This window comes from Dactylosporangium sp. NPDC049525, assembly GCF_040676755.1.
Classification (GTDB): domain Bacteria; phylum Actinomycetota; class Actinomycetes; order Mycobacteriales; family Micromonosporaceae; genus Dactylosporangium.
In genome coordinates, this window is sequence record NZ_JBFAPO010000010.1 from 1 (window position 1) to 19,856 (window position 19,856).

16 protein-coding genes are annotated in these 19,856 nt (G+C 71.1%); 6 read left to right on the forward strand and 10 right to left on the reverse strand.

The features are described from left to right. The 3 genes from AB0K00_RS17020 to AB0K00_RS17030 form a co-directional block, all read right to left on the reverse strand. Window positions 1-467: carbohydrate-binding protein (locus AB0K00_RS17020; RefSeq protein ID WP_363521640.1), on the reverse strand; the 467-nt coding region annotated here is incomplete at its 3' end. A gap of 166 nt (window positions 468-633) precedes the next feature. Continuing rightward, window positions 634-1,494 carry a molybdate ABC transporter substrate-binding protein gene (gene modA, locus AB0K00_RS17025; RefSeq protein WP_363521643.1) on the reverse strand — a complete coding sequence of 287 codons (861 nt, stop codon included), beginning with the start codon at window positions 1,492-1,494 and terminating at the stop codon, window positions 634-636. A gap of 92 nt (window positions 1,495-1,586) precedes the next feature. Next, entirely contained in the window at window positions 1,587-2,300 is a 714-nt protein-coding gene (locus AB0K00_RS17030; protein ID WP_363521645.1) for a lytic polysaccharide monooxygenase, read from the reverse strand. A gap of 256 nt (window positions 2,301-2,556) precedes the next feature. Between AB0K00_RS17030 and AB0K00_RS17035 the strand changes: the two genes are divergently transcribed. Both AB0K00_RS17035 and AB0K00_RS17040 read left to right on the forward strand, forming a co-directional pair. Then, a complete protein-coding gene (locus AB0K00_RS17035) occupies window positions 2,557-4,056 on the forward strand; it encodes a HAMP domain-containing sensor histidine kinase (protein ID WP_363521647.1) in 1,500 nt (499 codons plus the stop codon). 84 nt (window positions 4,057-4,140) lie between these two features. Next, window positions 4,141-4,800, forward strand: coding sequence for a Type 1 glutamine amidotransferase-like domain-containing protein (locus AB0K00_RS17040; RefSeq protein WP_363521650.1), 660 nt, complete (start codon window positions 4,141-4,143; stop codon window positions 4,798-4,800). Here the strand turns inward: AB0K00_RS17040 and AB0K00_RS17045 are convergent. Next, window positions 4,713-4,895 (reverse strand): SRPBCC domain-containing protein, encoded by a 183-nt coding sequence (locus tag AB0K00_RS17045; RefSeq protein ID WP_363521653.1) that lies wholly within the window; start codon window positions 4,893-4,895, stop codon window positions 4,713-4,715. The genes AB0K00_RS17040 and AB0K00_RS17045 overlap by 88 nt on opposite strands. Here AB0K00_RS17045 and AB0K00_RS17050 point away from each other — a divergent pair. Then, a complete protein-coding gene (locus tag AB0K00_RS17050; RefSeq protein ID WP_363521656.1) occupies window positions 4,833-5,729 on the forward strand; it encodes an Hsp70 family protein in 897 nt (298 codons plus the stop codon). The two genes, AB0K00_RS17045 and AB0K00_RS17050, sit on opposite strands and share 63 nt — an antisense overlap. A gap of 90 nt (window positions 5,730-5,819) precedes the next feature. Here the strand turns inward: AB0K00_RS17050 and AB0K00_RS17055 are convergent, their stop codons facing one another. Together AB0K00_RS17055 and AB0K00_RS17060 are read right to left on the reverse strand one after the other, a co-directional pair. After that, window positions 5,820-6,833, reverse strand: coding sequence for a DUF6461 domain-containing protein (locus tag AB0K00_RS17055; protein WP_363521659.1), 1,014 nt, complete (start codon window positions 6,831-6,833; stop codon window positions 5,820-5,822). 63 nt (window positions 6,834-6,896) lie between these two features. After that, the gene (locus AB0K00_RS17060; RefSeq protein WP_363521662.1) at window positions 6,897-7,835 is read right to left on the reverse strand and encodes a hypothetical protein; all 939 of its coding nucleotides are present in this window, start codon (window positions 7,833-7,835) and stop codon (window positions 6,897-6,899) included. Between the two features lie 137 nt (window positions 7,836-7,972). Here AB0K00_RS17060 and AB0K00_RS17065 point away from each other — a divergent pair, with 137 nt between their 5' ends. From AB0K00_RS17065 to AB0K00_RS17075, 3 genes are all read left to right on the forward strand, one after another. Beyond that, window positions 7,973-8,422 carry an HIT family protein gene (locus AB0K00_RS17065; RefSeq protein ID WP_363521665.1) on the forward strand — a complete coding sequence of 150 codons (450 nt, stop codon included), beginning with the start codon at window positions 7,973-7,975 and terminating at the stop codon, window positions 8,420-8,422. Between the two features lie 115 nt (window positions 8,423-8,537). Beyond that, window positions 8,538-12,098: an FxSxx-COOH system tetratricopeptide repeat protein gene (gene fxsT / locus AB0K00_RS17070; RefSeq protein ID WP_363521668.1), complete on the forward strand. Its 3,561-nt coding sequence runs from the start codon at window positions 8,538-8,540 to the stop codon at window positions 12,096-12,098. Between the two features lie 82 nt (window positions 12,099-12,180). Then, on the forward strand, window positions 12,181-12,897 hold the full coding sequence (locus tag AB0K00_RS17075) for an SDR family oxidoreductase (protein WP_363521671.1): 717 nt from the start codon (window positions 12,181-12,183) through the stop codon (window positions 12,895-12,897). A 3-nt stretch (window positions 12,898-12,900) separates the two neighbouring features. On the opposite strand, the gene AB0K00_RS17080 is transcribed toward AB0K00_RS17075, so the two are convergent. From AB0K00_RS17080 to AB0K00_RS17095, 4 genes are all read right to left on the reverse strand, one after another. Then, window positions 12,901-15,276 (reverse strand): Hsp70 family protein, encoded by a 2,376-nt coding sequence (locus AB0K00_RS17080; RefSeq protein ID WP_363521674.1) that lies wholly within the window; start codon window positions 15,274-15,276, stop codon window positions 12,901-12,903. A 13-nt stretch (window positions 15,277-15,289) separates the two neighbouring features. Next, a complete protein-coding gene (locus AB0K00_RS17085) occupies window positions 15,290-16,414 on the reverse strand; it encodes a glycosyl hydrolase (protein ID WP_363521676.1) in 1,125 nt (374 codons plus the stop codon). Further along, window positions 16,411-18,360, reverse strand: a complete 1,950-nt coding sequence (locus tag AB0K00_RS17090; RefSeq protein ID WP_363521679.1) for a glycosyltransferase — start codon at window positions 18,358-18,360, stop codon at window positions 16,411-16,413. Before AB0K00_RS17090 ends, AB0K00_RS17085 begins: the two co-directional genes overlap by 4 nt. Window positions 18,361-18,578: 218 nt before the next feature. Beyond that, the gene (locus AB0K00_RS17095) at window positions 18,579-19,856 is read right to left on the reverse strand and encodes an MFS transporter (RefSeq protein ID WP_363521682.1); all 1,278 of its coding nucleotides are present in this window, start codon (window positions 19,854-19,856) and stop codon (window positions 18,579-18,581) included.

Consider the following 19,856-nt stretch of genomic DNA (forward strand, 5'->3'; position numbering starts at 1 on the left):
TACGCCTTGACGGTGTAGGTGTGGGTCGAGCCGGCCGCCAGCCCGGACACCGTGGCGGTGGTGCCGGTCACGGTCGCCCGCACGGTGCTGCCCTCGTAGACGCGGTAGCCGGTGACGGTACCCGTCGAAGCGTTCCACGCCAGAGAGAAACTGGTGTTGGTGGTCGCGGTCACCCGGAAGTTGCCCGGTGCGGACGGGGTTCCCGCCGGTGTGGTCGGCGGGGGTGTGGTCGGGCCGCCGCCACCGGTGCACGTGCCGAGATCCGTCCACAGCGCCGGCGTGGTGGACGGGGTCCAGCCGGCGCCCGGGTAGGCGGTGTGCGTCTGCAGCGCCCGGTAGGTGTGGCCCTGATACGTGACCTGGGTGCCCGCCGTGTAGGTGTTGCCTTCCGCCCAGACCGGGGCGGTGCAGGCGGCCTGGACGGCGGCGCTGCCGGCCTGTGCCTGGATCGTGGGCACGAGAACCATGGTCGTCACGATGGTCAGTGCCACGCCCGCTGCCAGTGCGAACTTACGACGTTGAGATCTCATTGAACTCCTCACCATCGATGGATCGATGGTGAGGAAGCTATCAGTTAACACTATTAAATGTAAGAGTCGGCAGCGTTAACGGGCCAACAGGCTCGTCCGCCGGTCAGGTGGGTGACAGGCCGGCGTCGGCGAAGACGTGCCGGGCCAGGGCGGAGCCGAGGAATGCCACGAACGCGTCCGCGCCGACGGTGTTGGGGCCGGTCGAGACCTTGATGGCGGTGTACTCGTCGGCGATGCGCAGCGCCTGGGCGAAGTCGAGGGCGCGCAGGTCGTTGCCGGCAGCGACGACGTCGGTGCGGTAGACGAGCGCGGCGTCGGCGGCACCGGTGCGGACCCGGGTCAGGGCGGCGGCCGGGTCCGGTTCGACGGAAACGGGGCGCACGTCGACGGCCGCGGCGGCGAGCGCGGCGCGGCTCATCCGGCCGCACGGGATGGTCTCGGCGCACAACGCCACCCGCGTGCCGAGAAGGTCGGCGACGCCGGCGATCCCGGTGCCCGGCGGGACGGCGATGACGATCGGGTTGCGGGCGACGACGGCGGGCGTACCGCGGGCGTGCCCGGCGGTCACCTGGGTGGTGGCGACCGCGTCCGCGGACACGAACACGTCGACCGGTGCACCGGCGAGGATGTGCCCGGCGTGCTCGGCGCCGCGGCCGTACTCCACCGCGACCCGGACCCCCGGGAACGCCTCCTCGAACTTCGGCGCGAGCTGGGTCAACGTGGCGCGCAACTCGTCGGCGGCGTGCACGACGACCGTCCCGCCCGGCGCGCCGGACCCAACCGGTCCGCCGGCGGGGTGCTGGTGGTCGTGGCCGGCGGAGGTCGGCGCCGCGACCGGTACCCGTCCGGAACCGGGCGACGTGCCGGAACACGCCGCCAGACCGAGACCGACGACAGCGACCGCGACAACGGCCGCGACGCTCAGGCGGCGCTCGGCCGCGACGCTCAGGCTGCGCAGGTGCATCGGCGCGGGCTCCGCTCGATCGGGTGCTCGGAGCCGTCCGGCCCGGGACACCCCGAGCCGGACGGCCCTGTTCTTGACCAGGAGGTTCCGGATCAGCAGGCGCCGTTGTCCTGCCAGACGCCCCATTCGCCGGTGGTGCCCGGCTCCTCGCCCTGGGTCCACCAGCGAGCGGTGTACTTGCGGCTCTTGTGCGAGACCGTCATGCCCCCGGTGTAGACGGCCGACGCGCTCCACGCCGCGCCGCAGTTGCCGGTCGGCGGCGGCGGGGTGGTGGGGCCACCGCCGCCGCCACCCACGTTGACGTCGACGCACGCGTAGAACGCCATCGCGGTGTCGTAGATGTTCCAGACGGCGAGGACCTTGTGCCGCCCGCTGGGCAGCCCGGTGACGTTGTGGTTGACGACCTGCGGCGGTTGCGCGTTGCCGTTGGTGAACGTCTGGTGCAGGTTGCCGTCGACGTAGTACTGCCAGTTGAGCGTGCGGTGCATGGCGGTGTTGCGCCACGAGAACGTCGTCGAGCTGCTGATGTTCGTGACGCGCCAGCCCTTGTTCTCCTGGTCGAGCACCGTGAAGTTGCTGTTGCCGCCGCTGCAGTTGCGGGAACCCTTGGGGGCCTCGACGCTCTGCGGTTCGTACTGGATGGAGCCGCAGTTCGCCACGACACCGGTGGCGCACTGGTCCTGGCGGCTCGGTGGACTCGTGACCCAGCCGTGCGCGCCGGCCGGCGAGGCGGAGAAGATCACGGTGATCAGCGGAACGGTGAGGAGGGCGGCAGCCAGGACCGCCAGTCTTCTTCGGAGGGTCATGTCGCTCCTTCGGCAGGTGAGAGCCATCTGTTGCCGACCGGTCCGCCCACCGACGTCGACCTTTCCATCAGGGAACGTCAATACAGTTAAGTTTGTCAACAGTTTCTGCGACATCGACCCGGACCGCTTTGTGAGCGCGCGTCGCTCCCATCCGAACCCATGCGGCGCCCAGGTGACCGGGACCGTGACCCCGGGTCCCAGCAGATCCCATGGTGGTTCGCAGCCGGGCTCAAGGTTGCCGGTCGCACCATGTTGGATGCGCTTGGTATCGCAGGCAACGCCCAGGATCGGCCGCCGGGTCCCGCCGTGGCCGGGTCCGGCCGACGTGCTCGGCCGGACGCCGCTGAGTGTCAAGCTCGTCGTGGCGGTGCTCGGGCTGGTCACCAGCGCCGTGACGGTCGTGGGCGTGGCCACCGTCACCGCGTTGCGCGAGGAGCTCACCGGCCGCATCGACCGCCAGCTCGCCGACCTCGGCGACCAGGCCCGCAAGCAGCTCACCGCCGGGCACACCGAGCTGCAATTCCCGGTGCCGGAGGACCAGAAGGCGAGCCTGAAGTTTCCCGACCTGTTCCTCATCGAGTCGCTGGACACCAACCGCAGGCTGGTTAGCTCGTTGCCGCGCCAGCTACCCGCGGACCCGCCCGACCTCAAGCGCGCCGACCTGTCCAGGACCGGGCCGTTCACGGTTCGCGGCCTGCACGGCACGATGCGGTGGCGGGTCCTGTCCGTCAGCGCGCCGGGCGGCCAGCACATCGTCATCGGCGCCCAGCTGTCCGATGTGGACGGTACTGTCGGCCGGCTGGTCTGGTTCGTGCTGCTGGTCGGGCTGAGCATCGTCGCCACGGTGGCCGTCCTGACCGTCTGGCTGATCCAGGCCAGCCTGCGGCCGCTCGCCCAGATCGAGCAGACCACGGCGGTGATCGCGGCCGGCGACCTGTCCCGGCGGGCGCCCGAACTCGACCCGCGCACCGAGGTCGGCCGGCTCGGCCGGGCGTTCAACCTGATGATCGAGCAGATCGAGGACGCCTTCGCGGCCCGGTCGGCGTCCGAGGCGACCGCCCGCTCGTCGGAGGAGCAGATGCGCCGGTTCGTCGCCGACGCCTCGCACGAGCTGCGCACGCCGCTCACCATCATTCGTGGGTTCGCCGAGCTGTATCGCCACGGCGCCGTCCAGGACCCGCAGGAGACCGCCGGGCTGGTGCGGCGCATCGAGGACCAGTCCCGGCGGATGGCCGTGCTCGTCGACGATCTGCTGCTGCTGGCCCGCCTCGACCAGCAGCGCCCGCTGGCCGTGGAGCCGGTCGACCTGGTGGCGCTCGCCTCCGACGTCCTCGACGGCTTCCACGCCGTGGCGCGCGACCGACCGCTCGCGCTGGACGTCGCCACGCCGGCGCCGCTGGTCGTCACCGGCGACGAGCAACGGCTGCGCCAGGTCATCGCCAACCTCGTCGCCAACGCGCTCACGCACACAGGCGTCGACGCCGACGTGACGGTGCGGTTGTCGCGCCGCCCCGGGCAGGCCGTGGTCGAGGTGACCGACACCGGGCCCGGGCTCGCCCCCGACGAGGCGCAGCGCGTCTTCGAACGGTTCTACCGCGCGGACCCGGCCCGCACCCGTACCAGCGAGAAGACCGGCACCGGACTGGGCCTGTCGATCGTCGCGGCGATCGTCACCGCACACGCGGGAACCGCCGAGGTCGAGAGCGACCCGGGCCGGGCCACCACGTTCCGCGTGCTGCTCCCGGCCTCCGAGTAACAATCCCGGCATCGGCCTACGATGAGTCCGGCTCGTTCCCCAGTCGTCAGGCACATCCACCTCCCGCGCGAGTTCGGAGGCATCTTGAAACTCTTGCTCACCTCGGGCGGCGTCACGAACCCGAGCATCCACACGGCGCTCGTGCGGCTGCTCGGCAAGCCGATCGCCGAGTGCCACGCCCTCTGCGTCCCGACAGCACAGTGGGGTCACCCGATGTGCGGTCCGAAATCGGTGCGGGGCTTCGTCGCCGCCGAGCCCGACTTTCAGCACCTGTCCGGCCTGGGCTGGGCGTCGCTCGGTGTCCTCGAGCTCACCGCATTGCCCACCATCGGCACGCAGCGATGGGTCCCCTGGGTCCAGGAGGCCGACGTGCTCCTGGTCGACGGCGGCGACGCGACGTACCTGTGCCACTGGATGCGGGAGTCCGGCCTGGCCGATCTGCTGCCGTCGCTACCCGACACGGTCTGGGTCGGCGTGAGTGCCGGCAACATGGTGATGACGCCCCGCATCGGCGCGCAGTTCGTCGAGTGGCCGTCCGCACCGGACGACCGCACCCTGGGAGTCGTCGACTTCTCGATCTTCCCGCACCTGGACGCCTTCCCGATGAACACCCTGGCCAACGCAGAACGATGGGCCGCCGACATCGGCGCCCCGGCCTACGCCATCGACGAACAGACGGCCATCGAGGTCGTTGACGGCACCGTCGAGGTGATATCCGAAGGGCGCTGGACGAAGTTCGGGTAAATCGCCACCCGGGCGGCCATCCACGCCGCCAGGTGGTCCGGATCGGTGAAGGCTCGGTAGACGAGCTCCCGCGGCGCTGCATCGACGACGGGCACCTGCTGCTCGGCGACCGCGAGTTCGCCGTTGCCGACCTGATTGCTGCGGTACTGACCCGGGTCCTGGACGAAGCGCGACGCACGCTGGACGGCGCCACGCCCCCGGTCACCATCACCCACCCGGCCGCGTGGGGTCCGACGCGCCGCGAGACGCTCATCGCCGCCGCGACCCGGGCCGGTGCCCCGGCGGTTGACCTGCTGCCCGAGCCGGTTGCCGCAGCCCGCTTCCTGACCCGCCTGCACGGGGCGTCGGTGGAGCCGGACGCCGCGATCGTGGTGTACGACTTCGGCGCCGGCACGTTCGACGCCACGGTCCTGGTGCACCGCGACGGCGGCTTCGACGTCGCCGCGGCCGAGGGCCTGACGGACACCGGCGGCCGCGACGTCGACGCCGCGCTGCTGCGCCACCTCGCCACTGTCTACGCCGGGCGCGACCCCGCGGCCTGGGTACGCCTGGAGCATCCCACCACGCCCGCCGATCGCCGCGCCCGCTGGACGCTGCACGAGGACGTTCGCACCGCGAAGGAGATGCTGTCGCGGGCGCCCTCGACACTGATTCAGGTCCCGCTGTTCGACGACGAACTGCTGGTGACTCGCGAGCAGTTCGAGACCGTGGCCGCTCCGATCGTCGAGCGCACCGTGGCCGCGACGAAGTCCGCGCTGTGGGCCGCGGGCCCGGCCGCCGCTCGCCTGGGCACAGTGTTCCTGGTCGGCGGCTCCAGCCGGATCCCGTTGGCCAGCACCGCTCTGCACCGCGCGATCGCGGTGGCCCCGACGACGCTGGAGCGTCCCGAGACGGTCGTGGCCGAGGGTGCACTCGTCGCGGTCCGCTAGCTTCCCGACTGCCAGAAGTCGCGCGCGCCGGAGCGGGTCGCATGCACCTGCCGCGCTGCGGGGGTCAGCGGCCGACGTCCGCTACCGGCCTTACCGCCGTGCCCGCTGCCACAGTTCCGCGCGGACGGTCGGCCACCGCTGTTGCAGCGCCTGCTGGGCGAACCACAACGCGTCCGTTCGGTACGACGGCCCGGGCGGACGGGGTACCGTCGCGGCAAACGCCTCACCGGCGCGCATGCGGTAGTAGTGCTGCCAGCGCTCGGCCGACATTCCCGGGCTGGTGTCGACCGCCCGGGTCAGCGCCGCTTGCAGCATGCGCAACTGATGCGACAGGTCCTCGCCGGTCGGCCAGTCCCCGGGCAACGCGTCGAGCACGGCGCGAACCGCGGGCTCGCCACGCAGGTCCTGCTCGTCGGCGAGCAGGTCGAGCAGCCAGCGCAGCGCGTCGCGTTGGGTGGGTTCGTCGGCGAGCAGGAACGTGGCGGTCAGATCGGGGTCGGTCGAGCCGAACGTGCCCGGCGGTTGCGGGTCGTCCGGGATCGGCCTGCGGATGACCACCGTCGCGTGGGGCGCATCCAGCCAGGCGTGGTCCAGCCGGACGCTGGTACGCCGTTCGACGAAGGCCAGTTGTGCCGGGTAACGCAGGTCGTCGCGCAGCACGGTGCGGTCCTCGTCAAGGGCGGTGGGCTGTTCACCGGTGGGCTCGTCGTCGGCGAGGTCCTCCAGTCGCGTCAGCACCCGGCCGAAGGCGGCGTAGCAGAGCAAACTGCGTGCGTTGGCGTCACTCCACCAGGAACTGTGCACCGAGGCGCCGTCGGACAACCATCGCAGGGCCTCGTCCCGGGTACCTTCCCAACCCTCGGTCTGGCACATGAGCACGGCGGGCCCCACCTGCCGCAGATGCAAGGTCCCGTCGGGTTCGTCGAAGCTCCATCCAGCGCGGTCCTCCACGCTTGCCGGCTCCCCGCCGAGCCGCCGGACGACCTCCGCCACGGTGACCGCCTTGGTCAACGGCTGCACAACCGTCCAGCACCACGGGGTGTAGAGCAGATCTGGCCGTGCGTCGAGCATCCGCCGGTACCACGCCACATCCTGGTCAATCATCGACATCCTCTTCCACCTGAGCGCTCGTCCGTCAGCGGTACGCGTCGCGGATCGCGGCGTTTGTCAGGCTCGGGACTCGCGCAGGACCTGCCACTGCCTCCAGGCGAGCTCGGGTTCGAGGTCTGCGTAACCGCGACTGCGTTCGAGCTGCCGCGCGTCGGCGTGGGGCATCATCATGCAGATGCCTTCGCTGGTGACGCGTTCCACCTCGTCGCGGCGGAGGCTCCGACCGGCCTCTGCCTCGGCGGCGGTGAGCAGGGCCACCAGCGCGGGAATGAACACGGGTCGAAGTTCGCTGCGCGAGTCCGCCTCGCCTCCCTCGGCGCCCAGACGCCAGGCGCCAAAGGGGTTGTGGCAAGCGTGGCCCGGCGGGTACCCGTCATCGGGCCAGCGTTCGAGGCGGCGGCGAGGGGTCTCCAGGTCGGGCCTGAAGGTGTCGCCGCTGACCAGCACGGGTTCCTCCGCCAGTTGGTACACGTTGAACTCGCCAAGGAGCCGGTTGGCCTCGGACGGTGGGGCCTCGACCCGCGCGTCCGGCAACCCGAACGCGTGCATGCCGCAGGAACGCGACACGCCGTGGTCCTGCAGCACCACGACGGCGCAGCGGTAGAGCATCCACGGGTTGCCGCCCTCGAGACTCCGCAGCCAGTGGGTGACGGACCAGCCCAGTTTCGACTGCTCGAGCCGCACTCCCAGCGCTCCGGCGTCGCCCAGCGCGGCGATCAGTGTCGCCACTTCGCCCGCCGCCGCGCCGAGGTACACCGGCAGATCCAGGACCAAGGCACTGCCGGCCGCGGCGATCGCGTGCTGCTCCTCCGCCGACACCGTGCCGTGACTGAACGCCTCGCCGAACGAGCCGTCGTTGTCCACCCACTCCGCCAGCGCGCGGAAGCCAAGGTGCTGCGACGTCAGTGACTCATCGTCCAGCGTCAGACCGGACCGTCCGAGCGCGCCCTGCCACTGAGCCATCGTCGCCGCAGCGCCCGGGACGAAGAGCCGCACACCGTATACGTGATCGTCAGGCATGCAGCGGAGAGTAGTACCGCGCTGCATGCCTGCTGAAGCCACGTGCCCAGGTGCGGCCACCCGCAGCAACAACTCGGTAGCACCTGTCTGGGCGCGCTGGGACCATGGCGCGCATGACACAGAGCGCGACATCGGCGGCGCAGGGGTGCATCTTCTGCGCCATCGTGGCCGGACAGGGCGAGGCCAGTGTGGTGCATGAGGACGAGACCGTCGTGGTCTTCATGGACCTGAACCCCGTCACACCCGGCCATCTGCTCGTCGTGCCACGCAAGCACGCGGTGGGCCTCGAAGACCTCGATCGAGCCACGAGCGCTCACGTCTGGTCGGTCGGTCATGACATGGCACGGGCCTTGCGACGCTCAACCATGCGCTGCGAGGGAATCAACGTCTTCCTCTGTGACGGCGAAGCCGCCTTCCAGACGGTCTTCCACTTCCACCTGCACGTCATCCCTCGCTACGTAGGAGACGGCTGGACCCTCAAGGCCGAGCCGCCGGAACGTGAAAGGTCGCTCCTCGACAGCGACGCGCAGGCGATCAAAGACGCCATCGCGTCGACGGACTGACTGGTGACTTCCGCTCATGGCCGCAGGAGGAGATGTGGACGATCGTCGGGTTGGCCCAGCCTGAGGGGGCATGCTGCGATATTGGTCGTCGCATGCCTCGAGGGAGTGTGCTCGCGTGAGCTATGTCTTCATCTCGTACGCTCACGCCGATGCCGCCGCGGTCGACTGGCTGGCCAAGGTTCTCGCCGACGCGGGGGTGCCCGTCTGGTTCGACCGGGAACCTGAAACAGGTCTGACCAGCGGGGAACGCTGGGATCGGGAACTTCGCCACCGGGTTGACGCGTGCGCGGCCCTGATCGTCGTGATGTCCCCCGCGGCGGCCGGCAGGCCATGGGTGCGGCTGGAAGTTGGGCGGGCCCTGGACCGGGGCAGGCCGGTGCATCCGCTGCTGCTGGAGGGCGAGGCCTTTCCCGAGCTGATTGCGTTCAACCTTCAGTATGAGCGCGTCAGGGTGGGCCAGGTCCTCTCATCGGGGCTGATCCGGACGCTCCGCGCCGCTGTCGGCACCGCGGCACCAACCGGCGCCGCTGGCGGACGGGAGGTGATTGGTGGCTGGCCCGGTCACCACCCCCACTTCGTCGGCCGGGACGACCTCCTTCTTGACGTGGAGACCGGCCTCTACTGGGGATCCGCCGTCGCTGTCCAGGCGCTCCGGGGCACTGGTGGGGTCGGCAAGACCCAGCTTGCCGCCGAGTACGTGCATCGCCGGCGTGACGACTACGACCTCGTCGGTTGGATCGACGCCGAACAACCCGCCTTCGTCCCCGGCCAGATTGCCGCGCTCGCCCCCGCGCTCGGGGTCACGGTGACGGACGTGCCGACGACAGCGGTTCAGGTCAAACGCGCCCTCAGCTCCACCGGGCTGCGGTGGCTGCTGGTCCTTGACAACGCCGGCGACCCGATCGGCCCCGGGGGCGAGCCCACCGGCCTGGTGGACTGGGTACCGCGGTCAGGCACAGGGCACATCATCATCACCAGCCGCCGGAGCGGTTGGGAGGCCCTCGGCTCCCAGGTGGACGTCGACGTGCTGACCGTCGCCGAGGCGGTCAGCCTGCTGCACCGGCACGTGCCGGCCGTCGACGAGACCATCGCCGCGCAGATCGTGGAGTGGCTCGACCGGCTGCCGCTCGCGGTCGAGCAGGCCGCCGCCTACCTCGCCACCACCGGCACGCCGCCCGGCGACTATCTGGTCCTGCTCCGGACGCGCGGCGAGGAACTGCTCGACAAGGGCCACGTTCTCGGCTACGAACACACCGTCGCCACCGTGTGGGACGTGTCGCGATCGAGCCTGGACGACCCTGGCAGACCTCGATGGTGGCCGATGAAACGGCCGGCGCCTGCCGAGCAGTTGCTGCGGCTGTGTGCGTTCCTCGGCCCGGAGCCGATCCCGCTGGACCTCTTCACGACACACCCCGAGCTGCTGCCGGCGCCGCTGTCCGACGCCGCACGCGACGAGATCCGCTTCGGCGACATCGTCGGCGCGCTCGCCCAGCGGAGCCTCGTCCGGCGTGATCCGAATGCCATCACGGTCCACCGGCTCCTTGCCGCCGCGGTACGCCGTCCACTGCCGACCCTCGTTCGACTTCGCGCGATCTGGTCCGTGCAGGATCTGCTCTTCCAGCACGTGCCCAAGCAGACCGCGACAACGCCTGAGGGGTGGCCGGCCTGGCGGACGCTGCTGCCCCATGTGCTGGCCTCGGCCACGCACGACAGCTACCGCCGCGGCACGCGGGATCGCGCACCACTGCTGCGTGAGATGGCCGCGACGTTCCTGCATGCCACGGGCCAGCTCGCGGTGGCCATTCCCATGTACGAGGCCGCCGTCACCGACATGCAGCGACTGTTCGGACCCGACGCCACCGGTACCCTGGCCACCCGCAGCAAGCTCGCCGAGGCCTACGCCGACGCCGGCCAGTTCGATCGCGCGGTCTCCCTTCAGGAGGAGACCGTCAAGGTCAGCGAACGCGTGTTCGGTCCCGACCACCGTGACACCCTGAGCATGCGGAACACGCTCGCCAGCACCTACAGCGCAGGCGGGCATCTCGATCGGGCTGTTCCTCTGCTCGAAGGCGTCGTCGCCGACCTGGAGCGGGTCGTCGGGCCCCATGACGGCCTTACCCTCCCCGCCCGCAACAACCTGGCCGGTGCCTACTCCAGGAGCGGGCAGAACGACCGCGCCATTCTGATGTACGAAGACATCATCGCGGACATGGGTCGCGTGCTCGGCCCCGGGCACCCACACACCTTGATCACCCGTGGCAACCTCGCCCGCGCCTACCTGGATTCCAAGCAACTGGACCGGGCCGTGCCGTTGTTGCAGGCCAACATCACCGACGCGGAGCGCGCGCTCGGTCGGGACCATCCGCAGACCCTGCTTGCCCGCAGCGACCTTGCCAGTGCCCGCGAGGCGGCCGGACAGCTCGATTCGGCCGTGCCGCTGCACAAGGCCGTCCTCGCCGACATGGAGCGGGCGCTGGGCCCCGACCACCCGTTCACCGGCCACGCGCGCACCAGGCTCGCTGACGCGTACACCGCGGCGGGAGAACTCCAGCACGTCATACGGCTGCGCGAGGACGCGCTCACCAACGCCCGGCACGTCCTTGGTCCCGACCACCCTGCGGTCGTGAGCTGCCGCGTCGAGCTTGCCAACGCCTACACCGTGGCGGGTCGACTCGACGTGGCCATCCCTCACTTCGAGGCGGCCCTCGCCGACGAGTTGCGCATCCTCGGCCCCGACCATCCCGACACGCTCACGTCCCGCAGCCGCGTCGGCCGCGCCTACCAGGCAGCCGGGGAATCCGGCCGAGCCATCCCGCACCTCGCGGCCGCCCTTGCCGACACACAACGCATCCTCGGCCCCGACCACCCCGACACCTTCACCGCGCGCTACACCCTCGCCAACGCCTACACCGCAACCGGTCAGCTCGGCAAAGCCATCCCGCTGTACGAGGCCGCCCTGACCGACGCGCTCCGGCTCTACGGGCCGGATCACTCGGACACGTTGATCTGCCGGAGCAACGTCACCGGTGCCTACATGGCGGCCGGGCAACCCGAAATGGCAATTCCGCACTTCGAGACCGAACTCGCCGAACGGACCCGGCTGCTCGGCGCCGAGCATCCTGAAACACTGGTCTCCGGCAACAATCTCGGCATCGCCTACCGAAAGGCCGGGATGGCGGACAAGGCCGTCGCCCTGCACGAGGCGACACTTGCCGAGATGACGCGGGTCCTCGGCGCCGAGCATCCCGACACCCTCGCGTGCCGTAGCAACCTGGCCACCGCCTACCAGCAGGCCGGCCAGTTCACGAAGGCCATCCCGCTGCACGAGGCCAGCATCGCCGACCTGACACTGGTGCTCGGCCCGGACCACCCGAACACCCTCAGCGCCCGCAACAACCTCGCCGCGGCCTACGGCTCGGCCGGGCAACTCGACCGGGCCATCGCCCTGTTCGAGGCCACCCTCACCGACAAGATGCGCGTGCACGGCGCCGCCCACCCGGAGACCCTGGCTGCTCGCAACAACCTCGCCCACGCGCACCTCGCCGCCGGGCATCGACGCCGGGCCATCGCCCTGTTCGAGGCGAACCTGGCGGCGACCCCGGCGACACTCGGCGCCGATCACTCCGTCGTCACCAATGCACAGGAGGGCCTGCGTCAGGCGCGAGGCAGAGGGTGATCTGCGGACACGCCGCGGCGGGAACGGCGGGAACGGGCGGGCGGCGCGCCGGCGGTGGCGTGCCGGACCTTAGGCTGGCGTGATGCGGAAGGTGGCGTTGGTGACCGGGTCGGCGTCGGGGATCGGGGCGGCGACGGCGCGGCGGCTGGCGGCCGACGGGATGACCGTCGTGATCCACTCGCGGTCGAGCCGTGACGCCGGGACCGCCCTCGCCGCCGAGCTCGGCGGGGCCTACCTGCAGGCCGACCTGGCCGACGACGCGGCCGCGGCCGGGCTGGTGCCGCGGGTGCTGGCCGATCACGGGCGGCTCGACGTGCTGGTGAACAACGCCGGGATCAGCTGGCCGGTGCCGCACGCGGACCTGGAGGCGCTGACGGCCGCGGACTGGCGGCGGCTGCTGGACGTCAACCTGATCGCGCCGTGGCTGCTGTGCACGGCGGCGCTGCCCGCGCTGCGGGAGTCCAACGGCTGCGTGGTGAATGTGACCAGCCACGCCGGCGTCCGCCCGAAGGGCAGTTCGATCGCGTACGCCGCCAGCAAGGCCGCGCTGAACCACGTCACGAAGCTGCTGGCCGCGGCCCTCGGCCCCGACGTGCGGGTCAACGCCGTCGCGCCCGGGCTCGTCGACACGCCACTGACCGCGGACTGGGCCGACGCGCACACGCTGTGGAACACGGCCAGCCCCATGCGCCGGCCGGCCCAGCCGTCGGACGTCGCCGACCTCATCGCCGCCGTCATCGCCAACACCTACCTGACCGGCGAGGTGATCGTCCTGGACGGCGGCCTGAACCTGCGGTAGCGCTCAGGACTCCTTGGCGGTGAAGCGTTCCGCGTCGCGGCTGCCGTTGGAGTTCTTCGCGGTGTTGTAGCCGCCGACCGCGTACACGGTGCTGCCGGTGGTGGTGACGGCCATCCCGGCGCGGGGGACGGCGAGCTTCGGCAGCCGATCGGCGACACCGTCCTCCTCGCACCACCACTGGAAGTACTTGTCGCCGTTGTTGCCGCCGAGGACGCACAGGCCGTGGCCCTCCAGGACGACGGCGGAGGCGCCCTGGCGGGGCTCGGGCAGCTTCATCGTGCTCGGCGTGACCGTTTGCTTGACGAGCACGTCGATGTCCGCGTACGTCTGCCCCTCGTCGCTGCCGCCGATGAACCAGACGGTGCCGGCGCCGTCGGTGCCCGCGGTCAGTTTGGTGCGGGCGTGTTGCAGCTTGCCTGCGACAGTCCAGGATTCGCCGTCGTCGGCAAGTGTCCAGATCGTGTCTTTCGCCTTGCGGTCTTTGCCGACACCACCGGCGAAGACGATCGTGGTGCCGTCCCAGACCGCGGCACCGGCCAGGCGGGCCTCGGGCAGCTCGGTCTTCTCCACCCAGGCGTCGCCTTCGAGCCGATAGGTGTTCTCGGTGGCGCCGGCCTGGGTGAAGCCGCCGAGTATGTACAGCTCCTTCGCCGGCGTCACCACCACCGCCATCTGGGTCGTCGCGAACTGCAGCGGCGGCCCCGCATTCCACGCACCCGACTTGGTGTCGTAGATCCAGACCGTGTTCAGCTGCTCGCGCGGGTTGTCGGCGGTGTAGCCGCCGATGATGTACAGCTTGTCGTCGAGGAACGCCGCGCCGGCGCCCTCGATGTCGACGGGGGAGTCTCCGACCTTGGTCGGCACCTTCGGCAGGGTCTCCCAGGAGCCGAGCGGGTCCGGCCTGGTGAGCCACCAGGCGGCGCCACCGGCGGCGAGCAGCAGCACCACGACCGCCGCCGCGATGAGCGCGAGGCGGCGCCGCTTTCCTGGGGGCGCTTCCACCGGTGGCGGCGCAGGGGAACCGGACACGGGCTCCGGCGGTGCGGACACCGGTACAGCGGACACCGGTACAGCGGACACCGGGAACCCCGAGACGGGCGCGGCGGACACCGGGATCCCGGAGACCGGCACCGCCGACACCGGGGCGTCGGCGGGGGAGACGGGGGAGACCGGGACGGCCGCGGAGGACTGCGTGCCGTAGACGACGCCGCTGTGCCCCGTGACCTGCTGCGCCGGGTAGCCCTGGGTCTGGTAGGAGGTCTGCCTCGGCGGGCCACCCACCGACGCCGTTCCGGTGGCGGGTGCCCCGGCGAGCTCCGCCGGGTGGACCACGGCACCCTCGGCGACCGGCAGCTCCGGCTGTTCGAGGACGGTCGGCACGATGCCGAGCGAGCGGTGCAGCATGCGGGCGACCAGCGGCACCCGCGACGACCCGCCGACGAGCATGATCCCGGTGAGCTGGTTCGGGGCCAGCTTGCAACTCGCCACGACCCGCGCGGTCTCCGCGATCGTCAGGCGCAGCATCGGCTCGACCAGCGCCTCCAGCTCGTCGCGGGTCAGGTGCAGCGCCGCCTCGACGCCGGGCACGGAGATCGGGGCGGTGGCGGTGCGCGACAGCATCTCCTTGGCGCCGCGGACGTCCTCCCAGAACAGCCGCCGGTCGCGGCGGTCCTGCGACGTCACCGGGTGCTGCAGGCGCTGCCACAGGGCCGGATCCGAGCGGCGCAGCTGGCCGCCGACGTGCTCGACGAGGGTCGCGTCGATGTCGAGGCCACCGACGTCCTCGAGGCCGCCGGCGCCGACGACGGTGAAGCCGGCCTCGTCGTGGCGGACGACGGCGATGTCGACGGTGCCGCCGCCGAAGTCGTAGACGACCATGGCCGCGCCGCGGGGCAGCGGGTGGTTGAGGGCGCTGATGAAGTACCGGGCGGCGGCGACCGGCTCGGGCACCAGGCTCACCTGCGGCCAGGACGCCAGGGCCGCGGCCTCCTGCAGCAGGGAGCGGCGGGTGTGCGCCCACGACGCCGGGTACGTGAGCACGACCGGCGGTGGGGTGCGGGTGACCTCGGCGACGCCGACGGCGACGGCCCGCAGCACGGCGGCGAGCATCTCCCGGGTCGGGACCTCGGTGTTGCCGAGCAGGACCGTGGCCTCGTCGATGCGGCGCTTCGGGTTGGGTTCGTAGCGGCCCGGGTCGAGCTGGGCCAGGCGCTGGGCGTCGCGACCGACCGCGAGCTGGCCGTTGTCCTGCAGGAACACCGCGGACGGCATGAGCGGCGCACCGTCGAAGAGGACCGGGCGGCGCCGCCCGTCGGGGGAGCGGATCACCGCGACGGTGTTGGAGGTGCCCAGGTCGATGCCGACGACGTATCCCGTCACGGGGTGCTCCTTGCTAACTGACTTTGGGGGTCGCCGCGGCGACTGCCGTGCGGGGCACCATGTCGGGCGAGTAGGTGGCGGTGAAGTACTGCTGCGCGATGCCGGTGGCGAACGCCTTCGACGCCGCAGGGGTGGCCGCGATGCGCCAGTCGGTCTCCTTGACCGACTCGTACCAGAGGAACCCGATGATCTCCGGGTGCTTCGGCAGGGTCTTGAGCAGGTCGGTGATCCACTCGGCCTTGCGGCCGGCGGCGTCGGTGGCGGCAACCTCGGTGATGACGATCGGCCGTTTGCTGATGTTGCGGACCTCGTTGAGGGTCTTGCGGTAGATCTGGTCGAAGGTCTGGTACTGCTCGAGGCCGCCGGTGCCGTAGTAGCCGGACAGGCCCACCCAGTCGACGTAACCGTCGCCCGGGTACAGCTGCTGCAGCGGGGTCGAGCCGTCGTAGGCGACGTTCGGGCTCCACACCCAGATGACGTTGTCGGCGCCGGCGGCGCGGAACAGGTCGTGCACGTGCCGCCACGCCGCGACGTAGTCGCCCTTGCGGTTGCCGTTGGCGGACTCGCACCACGGATACCAGTAGCCGTTCATCTCGTGCGCGAAGCGGATCGCGACGGGGTAGCCGAGGTTCTTGATCCCCTCGGCCCACGCCTTCACGTACGGGTCGTAGGCGCCGCCGGTGATCTTCGACAGCTTGTAGTCGGGCTGTTCGCCGCGCTGCCGGTCCTGCTTGGACTCGGAGCGGAAGTTCCACGGCTCCCAGGCGAGCATCGGCAGCATGCCGCGGTTCATAATGCGGTCGAACGGCTGCCGGTCGAACGTCTTGGCCACCGCCCAGCCCTGCGCGAACATCATCACCTGCGGCGTCTTGCCGGCGGCGGCGACGAACCCGTCGTACTCGGTCAGGTCGGCTGGGCCGCGCGAGGTGAACACGCCGAAGAACGCCTTGCCCTGCTGCGGGAACGACGTGGGGCGCTGCGGGGTGGGGCCGGGTGTGAACGTGGGGCGCGGCTCGGCCCGTTTGGTCTCCCAGCGGACCGCGGGGCCGGTCTCGGCGGCGACCCTCGGCGCGACCACGAACGTGTAGCCGCCGACGAGCAGCAGCGCGGCGAGCATGAGCCGGGGCAGCGTGATCACACCGGCTCCTTCTCGACCACGGGCGCGGGCCGCCCACCGGGGACGATCAGGTCGAGGCCCGGCACGTGCGGCAGGTCCGACAGCCGGATCGTCGACGTGGTGGTGATCGACTCGCGGACCACGGCGGCCTTGCCGCGCACGGTCATGACGAGCGGGCCGGTCTGCTGGGTCAGGTCGGCCTCCTGCACGGTGATCCGCCGGTTGCGCAGCCACGTGATCCACGCGATGAGCGGCGGCGAGATCCCGGCGACGATGCTGAGCGCGGACCAGAACCGCAGCGCGTCGGAGTGGTGGCCGAGCCACCAGCTCACCCCGAGCAGCGCCGCGGACACCCCCGCCCACGCGGCGTGCAGCCGGAACGACTTCGGGTTGTCGGCGCTGGCGAGGCGGCCCTTCGCGGTCACCGCGTACGCGAGCGGACGGCGCAGCAGGGCGGCGACCCCGGCAACGACGTACACCGGGACCGCGAACAACGCCAGGAGCATGCCGTGCACGCCGAGCTCGCGGCGCTCGTGCTCCGCGAGGTTGAACCGGCGCAGCCACAGCCACAGCAGCGCCCAGCTGCCCATGCTCGCCGACCACAGGATCAGCCACAGCTGCCACTCGACCCGCATCGCGCCGATGCCGAAGCCCAGGTACGCGGCGGTGGCGAGGGTCCCGGAGACCGCGGACAGCGCGACGCTCGGGTAGTAGGACTGGACCAGGCCGTAGCAGAGCCGTTGCGCGGCGCTGAGCTTCTTCAGGTGCGGCCGGCTGCGGCGCAGCAGGATCTCCCACACCCCGTAGGCCCAGCGTTTCTGCTGGTTGAAGTAGTCGGTCCAGGTCGTCGGGCCCTCGCCGACGGCGATGACGTCCGGGGTGTAGACGCCCTTCCAGCGGTGGTCGGTGAGCGGGTTCTTCGACCCCATGACGACCATCGAGGTGAGATGGTCCTCGATGATGCTGTCCTGGTACCCGTCGATCAGCGCCCACGCGAGCGGCCGGTAGAGGTGGTTGGTGCCGATGAGCAGCGGCGCGCCCAGGCCGTTGCCGCCGCGTTCGATGAGGCCGCTGAACAGGTACTGCTGCACCGACGCGCCGTGCACGACCCAGCCGCCGTACATGTTGCCGTACACCTGCGGGGCGACGACGAACGCGACGTCAGGGTCGCGGAAGTAGCCGACGGTGCGCTCCAGGAAACTCGGCAGCGGCACGTGGTCGGGGTCCATCTGCGCCACCACGTCGTAGACGTGCTCGTGGGTGAAGCGCCACGCGTTGTGGTTGCCGGCCTTCGTCTTGGCCCGGAACGGCCCGTCGGGCTGGTTGAACTCCGGGATGCCGCGGCGGCTGAAGTGCTTCACGCCGAGCTTCTTCGCCATCGCCTTCACCCGCGGGTCGTTGCCCTCGTCGAGGATCCAGATGTCGACGTGGCCGGGGTAGCGGACCCTCTGCATCGCCTTCAGCGACCGTTCGACGACGTCGATCGGCTCCTTCGCCGGCACGATCGTGGTGAGCATCGCGATGCGCAGCCCGGGCTCCGGCACCATCGGCACCGGGTCGGCGGCCTTCCACGCGAACACCCACACGGCGAGGTTCTGCAGCAGCCGCACCAACTCGACGAGGATCACGAAGCAGAACGCGACCCGCGCCACGATCACGTGCCAGTCGGCGGCGGACGCGCCGGACATCGCGCCCGGGATGTGCCGCGGCAGCGCGAGCCAGCCGATGAAGACGATCGCGGTGAGAAAGTTCAGCGAAATGAGGACGCTGAGCATGAACCGTTGCGCCGGGCGGGCCGTGCTTCTGTACACGACCGGCAGGTGGGGGCCAGTGGGGGTGGTGAGGGGGCCGGTGAGGGTGTTGCAGGCCGCGTAGGCACGGTGGGTGTCGGCGTCGCGAAGGCGCCGCGCCAGCGCTCGTTTCTCGGCCGGCGTGGTGCGGACGGTCGCGGTCTGCTCGTCCGCCACTTGCCTGCCCCCTCACGCCGACCCCGCGGAAAAAGTGCCTGAACTAGCCCGATCGTAGGGGAGCCCGCCCATCGCGCCGAGTACACTTCCGGCCGATCAGCAATTCGCGCAGGTGGATTTCCGTATCGGTGTTCTGGCTGCTGGAAGCGGTTAAGCCGGGTCGATGTACCGGCGTTTTCCGGCTGATACACAACGGAATGTAGATGATCCGACAGCGGTCACACGTTCGGATGACCGGACTTTTCCGGATATGCGGCGGCCTTCGGCGGTTCGGGCGCCGCTGCCTGCGGGCCGGCCGCCGGCAGCGGTGGATCGGGCAGCAGCGGATCGGGCAGCAGCGGGTCGGGCAGCGGTGGGTGGGGCAGCAGCGGGTCGGTCAGCAGCGCGGCGAGGGCCACGGCGATGAGGACGGCGGCGGCGAGGGCGACCGTCCGCACGTTCACGTCCTCGATGATCACCCCGCCGATGAACGAGCCGGCCGAGATGCCGATGTTGAACGCGGCGCTGCTGCCGGCCGACGCCATGTCGGTGGTGCCGGGTGCGACCTGCAGGACCCGGCTCTGCACCCCGGCCGCGAAGGCCGCATACGCCGCGCCGGTGACCGCGAGGGCGATGACGGCGAGGACCTGGACCGTGCCCGCGGTGAACAGCACGACCGCCATCGCGCACAGCAGGGCCAGGGGCACGGCGAGGGCCGGCCATGGGTGCCGGTCCAGGAACCGGGCGACGACGAGTGTGCCGACGACCCCGCCGGCGCCGGAGACCAGCAGCAGCGGCCCGAGCGACGACGCGGCGAAGTGCGTCACGTCCAGCAGGAACGGCGTCACGTATGTCTGCGCGGCCATCGCCCCGGTGATCCCCACCGCGGTGACGAGCAGGAGCAGCAGGTAGCGCCGCCGGTCCGGGGCGACGGCCCGTGCGGCGGTGGCCCCTGACGGCAGCGCCGCGGGCAGCAGCGCCACCACCGCCGCGCAGGTCGCGGCGCCGACGACGGCCATCACCCAGAACGCGGCCCGCCACCCCAGCTGCTGCCCCAGCCACGTGCCGAGCGGCACGCCGAGCACCGGCGCCAGGGACGCCCCGATCGACATCCGCGCGACCGTGCGGCCGCGCTGCGACGGCGGGAACATCGCGGTCGCGGTCGATGCCACGATCGACCAGAACAGCGCCTGGGTGAGCCCGACGACGAGCCGCGCGCCGAGCAGCGTCGCGTAGTTCTGCGCGAGCGCGGACACCGCCGTCGCCGCCGCCGACACCCCGAGGGTCGCGCCGAGCAGCAGCCGCCGCGGCATCTTGCGCGTCAGCGCCGCCATCGGCACCGACAGCAGCACCACGACCGCCGCATACCCGGTGAGCAGCAACCCGACCTCGGCCCGGGTGCGTCCCAGGTCGTCGGCGATCAGGGTCAGCAACCCGATCGGCATCACCTCGACGGTGACGAACGTGAAGGTGGCCACCGACAACGCGGCGAGGGCGGCGTTGGCGCGGCGTTCCAC

Excerpts from the sequence above, each read along its gene's own strand:
- modA (WP_363521643.1), bottom strand. The coding sequence starts at position 1,494 with ATGCACCTGCGCAGCCTGAGCGTCGCGGCCGAGCGCCGCCTGAGCGTC.
- AB0K00_RS17030 (WP_363521645.1), bottom strand. The coding sequence starts at position 2,300 with ATGACCCTCCGAAGAAGACTGGCGGTCCTGGCTGCCGCCCTCCTCACC.
- AB0K00_RS17035 (WP_363521647.1), top strand. The coding sequence starts at position 2,557 with ATGCGCTTGGTATCGCAGGCAACGCCCAGGATCGGCCGCCGGGTCCCG.
- AB0K00_RS17055 (WP_363521659.1), bottom strand. The coding sequence starts at position 6,833 with ATGATTGACCAGGATGTGGCGTGGTACCGGCGGATGCTCGACGCACGG.
- AB0K00_RS17065 (WP_363521665.1), top strand. The coding sequence starts at position 7,973 with ATGACACAGAGCGCGACATCGGCGGCGCAGGGGTGCATCTTCTGCGCC.
- AB0K00_RS17075 (WP_363521671.1), top strand. The coding sequence starts at position 12,181 with ATGCGGAAGGTGGCGTTGGTGACCGGGTCGGCGTCGGGGATCGGGGCG.